Here is a 10,264-nt window from a genome sequence, read left to right as displayed (position 1 = left end):
CTCAAGTTTTGGATGAAACTCAAGTTTTGGATGAAACTCAAGTTTTGGATGAAACTCAAGTTTTGGATGAAACTCAAGTTTTGGATGAAACTCAAGTTTTGGATGAAACTCAACTAGATCCTTCAAATTCAATGCCTGAAAACCGCCTAACACTGATAAAAAATCATGAAAATCATGGCTTTGCAGAGGGAAACAACGTAGGAATGAGATACGCTTTAAAAAGCTTAAACCCTGATTTTATACTGCTTCTGAACAACGATACAGTTGTTGATCCCATATTTTTAGACGAACTTGTAAAGCAATCAGAAAATGCAGGGATTGCTGGTTCCAAAATTTACTTCTACCATGATAAGGATTTAATCCAATCTCTGGGTTTTAAAATTAAATGGTCACGTGGAGAAATGGTTTCAGTGGGTTATAGGTGCAGAGATGAATTTAAAAATTATGAAACGGATAAAACTTATGAAAAGGATCTGGATGCTGTTTCAGGATGTTCCATGCTTGTCCGAAGGGAAGTTCTGGATGAAGTAGGGCTCTTCAATAAAAAATGCTTTCTATACTACGAAGACACGGATCTCTGCCTCAGAGCAAAGAGGGCTGGTTTTAAAATAGTCTGTGCAGACAAATCAAAACTCTGGCACAAGGATTCAGCAAGCTCCAAAAAGATAAGCGGAACCCGCGAGTACTACTCAGCACGGAACCTTTTCCTCTTCATGAGAAAGTACGCAGCGAAAAAACAATTCTACACCTTTTTAATCTACTTCTTCTGCTTCAAGTTCTGGTTTACAGCTGCACTTATCCTCCTGTACCACAGGGAAACATCTGCCTTCAGCTCTTATGTTAAAGGGATTTCAGACGGTTTAAAGGGACGTTACTGAAGTAATCAGGTCAATTAAATATTTCAGTCAAAAAATAGTCCAGTCAATATCAATCAATTATTTTTCAGTTACTTATTTTTCAGTTATTTCCTAGTTACTTATTTCCTAGTTACGTCCAGTCACTTATCCAATAACTTATTTCCCATTCACTTGTAGATGGTGGCCTTTCCATTGTCGTAGATCCTGTCTTTGATGCCAATCCATCCCTTCATGCTCACGTACTTCCCGCCTGAAAATCTTCCACCGTCGATGAGTGCAGTTCCTGTTTCAGTGTTCACTGTACCTAGGTAGATGTAGTTTCCCCCAATCCAGGTTACGTTCTTTGGGAAATCATCAACCTTGTCCCAGTCAAAGGCACCCATTATTGGCATGCGGTACATGTCCCCGAAGCTCTGTAAACCAGCTATCTTGTTGGAAGCCAGCCACCTGGCACCCACAAGTTCCTGTTCATTGGCCCTGGGGAAATCAGCCACGCTGCTGTCCAGGCCCATGGATGTTTCTTCACCAATGAGGGATCCAACCATTCCCACGTTGAAGACGTAAAAAACAACAAGAAACACGGATAAAATCTTTAAAGCCTTTGTTTTTTCTATTCTGAAGAGGTTGAAGAATTTAACCCCTCCAATAATTACAAATGGGGCCAGTATCAGCAGGGTTATATGGTACAAACGATTCGCAGTTAAAATGGAGCTGAAGTAGGGGATAACAATGGCCAGGATCCATAAAACAAAGTTTATTATTGACAAAATTAAATATTCTGGAATAAAATGCACTGATTTTCCTTTTTTGTTCATGTACAATGAGTAGAATAAACCCAGGGAAATGAAGAAGGTTGCAAGGAGGTTGAAGGCAGTGACGATTTTGAGTGTGATGTAGGTTTGGGAGCCTGTGAGTGCAATGTTCATGGCTTCTGAACCACCAATATCCAGAAATTCAGAGATGAGGTTGTTGTATATGCTGACAACTACAGCAACCAGGTCAGTGTAGGTGGTTCCCCTGGAAACGAAGATGTACCATGAGAGTATGAAAACCACAACCAGTGCAACGTATGAAAGTTTTATGGACACGTGGGAGGGAGTTTCCAGTTTTTCCAGTGGCAAAACCTTACCCAACTTTTTAAACCTACCCCCTTTGATTTTTTGATGAAAAGCCCTTATTTTACCGGTTTTAATCAGTTTATGGAAGAGGGCTGTAGCGAGAATAAGGAATAAAAAGTAGTAAGCCATTGAATAATGAGAAAAGGTTATCCCAACCAGGAAAAGTACTAAAAGGAAATATTTCCGTGTTTCATCTAATTTAGAGTCCATGAGTAACAGCAGGGATAGTACGAAAAAGATCTCCCCGATCTCCTGCCTTAGGAGCTGGGGCATTTCTGCGTAGAAGGATATTATGGACACCATGAAGAAGCATGCAAGAAAGGAGTTCGTGGAACACACATATTTCCTGAAGAGCTCGTACAGTGTCAGGGGCACCAGTGCAAAGAGGAAGGGGTAAATGGCCTTGAAAACGTAGGCCAGGCTTATGTTACAGAATTTCTGGTAGATGGTTGGGAGGATGGTTATGCTCATTAAAGCGTTGAGTTCATAGCTCAGGTTGGGTGTCCAGTACAGGTTCTTGAGGGTTATGGTTGAAACGTAGTACTCGTAAAAAGCATCCCTTCCATAGATGAAGTTTGAAATCAGGGATATGTGGAGAAGGAGAGACAGTGAAACAACGAAAATTGCCAGGGGATAAGATTTTTTGGGCATCTTATCAAAGGCTGCAAGTAACGGCACAACTGCGATGAGGGAAAGGGTGAGGAATATCAGGGTGTTGTTCCCGTAAACGTTGATGATGTAGGATCCCAGGATCGTGAGAAATGGGATGGTAACCAGGATGAGGTTGGTTAAAGTGAGGTACTCCGTCAGATCTACAGAATAAACCTTATCAGGGTCCTCCCTAATGTAGGCCAGTGCCGAGAGGATAATCACCATAAGGGTCATGACCATGAGGATGTAGATCACTGAAAGGGGCTGTGAAATTCCAGTTAACTGCAGAAAATAGTTGGTTACCAGACCAACCACCATTAAAATGACTAAACTGCTTCCAACAGAGTAGATCAGCCTTTCAACCCTGTTCAGATTGTCGAATTTCAGGACCTTCAGCAGAAGAATGCCAGGCACAAATGTCAGGTAGATGAAGGGTAAAATCTGGCTTAACAAGGGTACTTTAAAGCCGAATAATGATTGAATTCCGTAAAGGCCCCAGATAGAAAGTTGCAGGGATAAAATAACCAGCAGTAACCTTTTGATGTCCCAGGAAATAATTGTTGAACTGTTGACTCTTGAATCGTTAACTGTTGAATGGTTACTCAAGTTCATTGGGGCTCACCAGTATCATGTATTCTTCTTCATACTTCTTAACTATTTCGTCCCACATCTGTATCTTCTGGGTCAGGGGGCCAACCTCAACACCATCTTCATGGATCTCCAGTACCAGGTCTGCAACTTCTTCAGGGTTTGGTGGGTAGTTAACTCCAAAACAGCCGGGTTCATTTAAAAATTCATTTAAAGCTGTTCTTTTTGTTACTATGACAGGGGTTTTACTGGCCAAAGCTTCTGAAACAACAATTCCATAGTTTTCAGATTGTGAGAGTAGTAGTAGTACGTCTGAGCTTCTGTAAATTTCCCTCAACCTTTCGGACTGTGAAGACGGAACGAAGCCCTCCCATTGGATGAACTGGCTCACATCCAGGGTTTCGGCAAGTTTTTTAAGCTCAGCTTCGTAGGGTCCTTCACCAACGATGCTCAGGGAGGCTTTAACCTTCCTTCTGTAAACCAGTTCATGGAGGGCTTCAATGATCCACTGGATCCCCTTCAGCTCCAGGAGGTAGCCAACGTAGAGGAGGTTTATTCTTCCATTTTTTTCCTTCACCTTGTCTGTGCTGATAAAGTCAACGCCGTGTGGAATAACCTTTACACTCTTTTCATCTACCTTGAAAAGTTTCATCAGATTATCGGACTCAAATTTGGAAGCTGTAACAATAACATCGCTGGTTTCTATTATACTTTTACCAAGGGATCTGTTGTACATTCCCCAGAGATGTTTTCCTGCAAAACTGCTCCTGCTGAACACTCCAAAATGCGGTGAAAAAACTATTGGAACTTCGGGGTTTATTCTCTTAATTAAATAACTTACCTCTGGAGAAAATAGGGTGTGGTATCCATGAACATGGATCACATCTGGATTTAATTCCTTGAAATGTTTCTTGAGGTAAGAGTAGATCTCTGGGCTGAATCCATAGAGATGATCCGCTACCCTGGACTTAACACGTATTATATGAAAGCCTTCATAGGTTTCTTCATGGGAAAGTCCTTTGGGATTTCCCTGGAGCACAGTTACCTCATGACCCATCTTAGAAAGGTTTTTGGCCATTTCTACTACGGTTTTGTGGACTCCCCCAGGGGAGGTTACCTCTGAGTAATGGATCATCAGGATCTTCATGATCAGCTCCCTATGCCAACCTCTTGGTCTGCATTGTGAATTTGTAGTAAACAATTCCAGTGGCTGTGGAGGTGTAAACTGCAAAGAGGTAGATCATCAAACCAAAAAATAGGGTTAAATTATTCTTAAAAGCAGTTTCAAAGGCTTTTATCAGGTAGGTTCTGCCTGCAGGTGAGAACTGTTTGGTTCCCTCCTTCTGATTATCTGAAAACTGCATCAGGGCTGTGCCGTACCTGAAGTTCTTCTGGATTATGTCCTGGATGCGCCTGGGTTCTCCAACATGTTTTTCCCTGGATTTTATGAGGGCGAAGTTGAAATCACTCCTTGCCAGTTTGTTGTAGAGGGCGTAGTCTTCTCCAATAGTTGATATTCCCTCATCAAATCCTCCAACAGCATCAAAAACATCCCTTCTTAAGAAGCGGGCACCCAGAACATTTTTATCGTACTTGATGGATCCAACGCAGTTGGGGGTTTTCACGTAACTCTCCTTTTCTATCCTTCGAACCTTGGCCCAGAAGCTTATGGATTTATCTGGAAGCCAGAAAACACAAACTCCATCGTATCCTTCAACTTCACATTTTTCCACGCACTCCTCCACCATGTTGCCCGGTAAAATAACATCGGAATCTATTCTGTAGATGTACTTGCCCTGGGAATTAATAATTCCCATGTTGGTCTGTTTGGTCATGCTGGGGACGTTTGCATCAACAACCTTTGCCCCTAACTTCTGTGCTATTTCAACTGTTCTGTCGTTGGACCCTCCGTCCACCACTATCACTTCGATGTTCCCGTAGCTTTGATTCAGAACACTGTTCAAACATTTTTTCAGTGTTTTTTCAGAGTTCAAAACAGGCACAACCACGGAAACCAGGGGTTCTGAATTCATTTTAAACCCCTTTGATCAGATTTTCGTAGTCATCAGCAACCCCTTCCCAGGAGTAATCCTTTGAAACCCTTTCATATGCCTTTTCCGCTAGATCTAGGAAGGTTTCACGTTCTGAGTCAATGATCTCCATTTTATGGCTCAGATCGTCTGCATCGTTGAAGTAGAGTGCGTAGTCCCTGCAGACCTCCCTGTTGAACTCGTTGTTGTGGGCGAGGATCACTGTTTCCATTTTCATTATCTCCACCAGTGAGGGGTTGGTTCCACCCACACTGTGCCCGTGGAGGTAGGCGAAGCAGTTCTGCCTGATCATGTTCAGGATTTCCTTGTTGTAGATTCCACCTGTGAATATTATTTTTTTATCGGGTCCCTCATCTACAATTGCCTTGACATGTTTCTCGTATGCAGGGGATCCGAAGTTTCCAACAACAACCAGGGGCATCTCAACGCTGCTTTGGAGGTAGCCTTTGATTATGGTGTGGATGTTGTTTTCAGGTTCAAGCCTGGCAACCATAAGCCAGTAGTGTGGGTTAAGGGTTATTTTTCCCCTCAAGTCGTCGGTGAGTTTGTTATCCTCCCATGGGATTGGTGGAACGTCAAGAGCTCCGTAGGCTATGAATTCAGATTCAATGCCGTACTTGGAGTCCATGTACTTTTTGATCTCCTTTGAATCCACTATCATTTCATCGGCCCAGAAAACAGCCAGTTTCTCAGATACCTTTAAAAGCCACCTTATGAATGGATTGAATTTTGGCCGTTTCCATTCCATGCCGTCGGGGTTGACCCAGAGCTGTTTTCCGAAGAGTTTTGGTATAAAAAAGAACATTGCAGCGCTGTAACCTAACATGTAAACTATGTCTGCACGTCTTGCTGCTTTGAAGAGTGAGTAAGCATCGTATAAAAATTCATAAACTATTCGTAGGAGGAAGAAATTTGGAGGTTTCATTGGGAAGTAAAAAAGTTCAACACCATTGAAGGATGGTGGAGTATGGTTGTCTTCTGGTCTTTCACAGCTCACACAGATCTCATAGCCCTTTGAGGCAAGCCTTGTGCTTAAAATTTCCGCGAATTTTTCAAATCCCCCGTAACTATTTGGGATTCCCCTCGTACCAATTATGGCTATTTTCCTGTCCAACATATCACCATCCCCTGCTTTAATTGAAAGACTCATATAGTATCATTACTTTATATAAAAGTGATACTCACCCCGAAGATCCGTTCTAATAATCACGGACCATATAAAGTAATGCATGAATATGGTGACTCTAGTCACATCCTACTAATATATTAGGAGATCATCCCATATAAAATATTATCATTAAAAGGATTGATACTCAAAATGGGATCAAATTTTACTCATTGGGTAGTGGTAGTTACAAAAAAGGAGGCAGTTCAATGGCCATGAGGCAGTACTCAGATCTATTGTTAATGGGATTTTTAACTATTCTAACGGTTGTGTTCATTAAAACACCAGGTTTAAACCTTCTGGAATTTCTTCTCATGGCTTTCATACCGGGCTACTGCCTCATGGCTGCGGTCTTCCCAGGGAAAAATGATGTTAAGGGTGTTGAACGTGGAGCACTGAGTTTGGGTTTGAGCCTGGCCCTCACAGCCCTCACTGGTTTTGTGATGAAATACACACCGTGGGGTTTCAGCCTGACCTCCACTCTCCTGGCAGTTTCAGCCTTCACAGTGGTCATGGTTGCCTTGGCATTCATAAGAAGGTGGAGGGCTGGTGAAGAACAGGGCTTCTCCCCGACCTTCTCCCTGAACATTGTTAGAAACCATTTCAGGGGCAGATCCCTGGAGTACAAGGTTCTTTCGGTCATAATCATCATCACCATGGTCCTGGCAGTTTCAGCAACTCTTTACATCATGGTGAACCCCCACCAGGGTGATAAGTTCACTGAGTTCTACATACTCGGGGAAAATGGTACTGCAGCAGACTACCCAACCAACCTGACCCTTGGGGAAAGGGGCAACCTCACAATTGGAATCGTGAACCATGAGTACCAAAGAGTGGACTACCTCCTGGTTGTGAAGTCAAACAACAGAACCCTGAGTTCTGAGAACCTGACCCTGGAGAACGGGGCTAAACTTGAGATACCCTACAACTTCACAGCAAGTTATGCAGATAAAAAAGAGATGAAATTCCTTCTCTACAGGCTGCCTGATGAGGAGAAGGTTTACAGGTCCCTGAACCTTACAGTGTACTTTGAAGGAGGGTAGCTTCCTCAGGGTGCGGGTTACATACCATTATATAATGGCAACAATAGAAGATATAGTATGATAAATCCGGTGACTGCGGTCCCAGCAGGGATCAGCACGGCCCAGGTCATGAACTACACCACGGTGAGCATGGGGCTTTTGGTAGTACTGCTCATGGTCGTTGTGGTGTGCTCAAAGATTGAAAACCAGCATGTTAAGTACCTGGTTAAGGGATCCTACATTGCCATCCTTCCACTCTTTCTCATGTTCGTGGTTCTGGTGGCTTACAGGGCGGTAATCGCACCTATTTAGGTTATTCTGGTTCAACCCTGAAAAAATAACTTTTTTTTAATTAATGTAATTAGTTTTAATTAATGTAATCAGCTTTAAGAATATTAATTAGTTTTAAGGATATTAATTAGTTTTAAGGATATTAATTAGTTTTAAGGATATTAATTAGTTTTAAGGATATAATTAGCTTTTTAATTAATGTAATTAGTTTTTTTAGGATTTAATTAGTTTTAAGGATATAATTAACTTTTTAATTATTATAATTAGTTTTTTTAGGATTTAATTAGTTTTAAGGATATAATTAGCTTTTTAATTATTATAATTAGTTTTTTTAGGATTTAATTAGTTTTAAGGATGTAATTAGTTTTTTAATTAATTTAATTAGTTTTTTTTAGGATTTAATTAGCTTTAAGATTATAATTAGCTTTTTAATTATCTAATTAGTTTTTTTAAGATATTGTAATCAACTTTTTTTTAAAATAGGATCAACTTTTTGATCATCCCTTCAGCCCAGCAGAAACGGCAGTACCAGGAAGAGGAAGGTGTTTGCAATTCCGTGGGAGAAGGTCACACCGGATATGCTCCTGGTTTTCTGGAAGGCGTAACCGTAGAACACGGCAACAGCGAAGACGAACACCAGGTCCAGGATGGAATTCCAGACGAGGTGCATTGCCGTGAATACCAGGGCTGCAAAGAGCAGTCCGTAGGCATTTCCAAACACTTTCTCAGCATTTCCCTGGATTATTCCCCTGAAAAGAAGTTCCTCTGCAAGTCCGGAGGATATTAGAAGTATTGAAGTGCCCAGGAGCACCCATTCCAGTGTGAAGCTGGAGATGAGGGGTGCTGGTTTGAGTATCAGGTACTCCACTCCTCCCAGGAGAACCCCGCTCAGGGCTATCAGGATCTGAACCTTGGGGTTGCCCAGCTTCAGACCAACCTCTTCAGGCCTCAGCTCCTGAACCTTTATTATGGCGTAGGATGCCCCTAGGAGGAAAACAGCCGAGGCCAGGAACCAGATAAGGGGGTCTTGGACTTTGATGGGCAGGGAAAGTCCCACCATCCCCAGGACGGGCAGTGCCATCATGGACATGAGGAGGTAGGAGAACTTCTCATCCCTGATGAGTGACGCGTGGAAGAGGAGTGCCAGGAGTATGCCTGTGTACATGACAAATCCAAGTTCCATGCTCCAGCCGGCAGTTACCATCTCTGCAGTTATGAGTGCTGCAAGGTAGACCAGCACCATGATCATGTTGTCCCAGAAGGATGGGAAACTGGATCTCTCCCTCTGAATGGTCTGGATGTGCTTACCTGCTCCAGATTCAGCTTTAACCCTATTAAAAATAGTTCCCACTTTTTTGTATGAATCCCTTGCCATTTCAAGCAGTTTGAATGCTTCAGGTTCTTCCATGGGTTCACCTTGAAGTTTTTGATTAATAACAATTATTATGTAGTTATATCTTGTGGCGGGTGGTGATAAATCTTTGGTATTGGGTTGTTGCCATCTTTTAATAAATTAAGTGTGTCTCTTAATTTTCAGAAGCAACTGCCTTAGGATAAATTCATTTAGATCATGTCATGCCTTCCAGTCTTCTTGGCTTGATAAATGGGTTGCTGGTACTTTCTGCTGATGGTTGTCAGGATATGTCTTGAACAAAGCACCACTATTTCAAGAAACCACTATTTCAAGAAAAATAAAGGATCTATCCCGCATTTTCTTTATTTTACAGCTTCCAACACTAATTTTGAATCTTTTCTGGTTTCCCTACCCATTAAATCCTTATATTTACTTTTATTAAGTTTGCAACGTTTTATTTCCTTGAATCCTGCTTCTTTGAGAAGTTTTGTAAGGTCTTCTTCATTGTAAAGGTACTGGTGTCCCCACCATCTAAATGAGATGTTTATCATTTGACCTCTGGTTTGTATGAACCCATGTTCAGGCCAGGATAACCAATCCTGATCTTTCCAGTTTTTACAATACTTTTCAATTAGATGATCTAGATCAGGAGTGGCTATTCTTAAAACACCCCCTTCTTTGAGTACTCTACAGAATTCAGTTACTGTCTTTTTGCCTTTGTTGAAGGTGATGTGCTCTATGAAATGTTCACTGTAAATCATGTCAACGCTATTGTTTTCAAAGGGCAGCTTCTTTCTCACATCAAGGATAAGGTCCGCAGCAGGTATAATATCGATGTTAATCCATCCTGGAAACTTTACAGTTCCACATCCAACATTTAATTTGATGGATTTGTTTTTCTTGAACTTGGATACTTTTAAAAGGTTTAAATGGGACAGTATGAAGATTTTTACAATTGTTGCTTGAATCTTTTCAGGTAACCATACCATATCGAATACTTCCAATCCTTTTTGATTTTGGCACTTCCATGCTAATATTTTCTGAGACAACAGGCCTATTTAAATCCATTATTTTGGTTTTTTGCCCACTAATTTTCCTTTAATTAATCTAAAAATAGTTCCAATACTTATTTTATCCTTCGTTATACATTACACTTATTGTACTCAT

General features: G+C 41.4%; 9 protein-coding genes. 3 read left to right on the top strand and 6 right to left on the bottom strand.

Annotation, left to right across the window (positions count from 1 at the left end; translation table 11 throughout):
• Positions 1–878, top strand: an 878-nt coding sequence (locus J2756_RS11415) for a glycosyltransferase family 2 protein (RefSeq protein ID WP_209585584.1), incomplete at its 5' end; no start/stop codon positions are given.
• A gap of 146 nt (positions 879–1,024) precedes the next feature.
• Here J2756_RS11415 and J2756_RS11410 read toward each other — a convergent pair.
• From J2756_RS11410 to J2756_RS11395, 4 genes are read right to left on the bottom strand one after another with little or no spacing between them, the layout of a single operon-like run.
• On the bottom strand, positions 1,025–3,238 hold the full coding sequence (locus J2756_RS11410) for a DUF2206 domain-containing protein (protein WP_209585583.1): 2,214 nt from the start codon (positions 3,236–3,238) through the stop codon (positions 1,025–1,027).
• Entirely contained in the window at positions 3,225–4,361 is a 1,137-nt protein-coding gene (locus J2756_RS11405; protein WP_209585582.1) for a glycosyltransferase family 4 protein, read from the bottom strand. The genes J2756_RS11410 and J2756_RS11405 overlap by 14 nt, the downstream gene beginning before the upstream one ends.
• Positions 4,362–4,371: 10 nt before the next feature.
• On the bottom strand, positions 4,372–5,247 hold the full coding sequence (locus tag J2756_RS11400; protein WP_209585581.1) for a glycosyltransferase: 876 nt from the start codon (positions 5,245–5,247) through the stop codon (positions 4,372–4,374).
• 1 nt (position 5,248) lies between these two features.
• Positions 5,249–6,382, bottom strand: a complete 1,134-nt coding sequence (locus J2756_RS11395; RefSeq protein ID WP_209585580.1) for a DUF1972 domain-containing protein — start codon at positions 6,380–6,382, stop codon at positions 5,249–5,251.
• Positions 6,383–6,639: 257 nt separating this feature from the next.
• On the opposite strand from J2756_RS11395, the gene J2756_RS11390 reads away from it, so the two are divergent.
• Positions 6,640–7,473: a DUF1616 domain-containing protein gene (locus tag J2756_RS11390; RefSeq protein ID WP_209585579.1), complete on the top strand. Its 834-nt coding sequence runs from the start codon at positions 6,640–6,642 to the stop codon at positions 7,471–7,473.
• Positions 7,474–7,530: 57 nt separating this feature from the next.
• Complete coding sequence (locus J2756_RS11385; RefSeq protein WP_209585578.1) at positions 7,531–7,764, top strand: hypothetical protein; 234 nt, start codon at positions 7,531–7,533, stop codon at positions 7,762–7,764.
• 484 nt (positions 7,765–8,248) lie between these two features.
• Here J2756_RS11385 and J2756_RS11380 read toward each other — a convergent pair whose 3' ends face one another.
• Positions 8,249–9,151, bottom strand: a complete 903-nt coding sequence (locus tag J2756_RS11380; protein WP_245316060.1) for a CPBP family intramembrane glutamic endopeptidase — start codon at positions 9,149–9,151, stop codon at positions 8,249–8,251.
• Between the two features lie 308 nt (positions 9,152–9,459).
• Positions 9,460–10,086, bottom strand: coding sequence for a class I SAM-dependent methyltransferase (locus tag J2756_RS11375; RefSeq protein ID WP_209585577.1), 627 nt, complete (start codon positions 10,084–10,086; stop codon positions 9,460–9,462).
• Between the last annotated feature and the right edge of the window lie 178 nt (positions 10,087–10,264).

The organism is Methanobacterium aggregans (assembly GCF_017874455.1).
Taxonomy (GTDB): Archaea; Methanobacteriota; Methanobacteria; order Methanobacteriales; family Methanobacteriaceae; genus Methanobacterium_C; species Methanobacterium_C aggregans.
The sequence above is the reverse complement of the archived record's forward strand: the minus strand, read 5'-3'. Positions and strand labels throughout refer to the sequence as shown.

Bases quoted from the DNA above. Each gene is read 5' to 3' on its own strand.
- J2756_RS11410 (WP_209585583.1), bottom strand. From the start codon at position 3,238: ATGAACTTGAGTAACCATTCAACAGTTAACGATTCAAGAGTCAACAGT.
- J2756_RS11405 (WP_209585582.1), bottom strand. From the start codon at position 4,361: ATGAAGATCCTGATGATCCATTACTCAGAGGTAACCTCCCCTGGGGGA.
- J2756_RS11400 (WP_209585581.1), bottom strand. From the start codon at position 5,247: ATGAATTCAGAACCCCTGGTTTCCGTGGTTGTGCCTGTTTTGAACTCT.
- J2756_RS11395 (WP_209585580.1), bottom strand. From the start codon at position 6,382: ATGTTGGACAGGAAAATAGCCATAATTGGTACGAGGGGAATCCCAAAT.
- J2756_RS11390 (WP_209585579.1), top strand. From the start codon at position 6,640: ATGGCCATGAGGCAGTACTCAGATCTATTGTTAATGGGATTTTTAACT.
- J2756_RS11385 (WP_209585578.1), top strand. From the start codon at position 7,531: ATGATAAATCCGGTGACTGCGGTCCCAGCAGGGATCAGCACGGCCCAG.
- J2756_RS11380 (WP_245316060.1), bottom strand. From the start codon at position 9,151: ATGGAAGAACCTGAAGCATTCAAACTGCTTGAAATGGCAAGGGATTCA.
- J2756_RS11375 (WP_209585577.1), bottom strand. From the start codon at position 10,086: ATGGTATGGTTACCTGAAAAGATTCAAGCAACAATTGTAAAAATCTTC.